Annotated in this window: 1 protein-coding gene; it reads right to left on the reverse strand. The window is 53.4% G+C overall.

What is annotated here, in order from left to right:
* A partial coding sequence (locus Q4563_RS19560; protein WP_303605703.1) for an FKBP-type peptidyl-prolyl cis-trans isomerase occupies positions 1-277 on the reverse strand: 277 nt, incomplete at both ends.

Here is a 277-nt window from a genome sequence, read left to right on the forward strand (position 1 = left end):
GTGTTGGATGCATCCGCAAATGACACCACCAGACCGGGAGAAATCGGCAAGTCCGCGGCAAAGTCGGAACGCTTCATCCGCTGGACATTGTTCGGGTTATGCTGGCCAAAAGCGTGTTCAGGAGCAACACTGAAGGTTTCATGAGCTCCGGGGGCCAAACCTACAAGCAGGCTTTCAAAGCCTTCTGGCAAATTGCCATCACCAATTACCAGCTGCGCAGGCGTGGCATCAAAGGTTGAGTCAATCACCTGGCCATCTGCCAGTTTCAGGGCAAAAT

It is taken from the genome of Gilvimarinus sp. 1_MG-2023 (assembly GCF_030548285.1).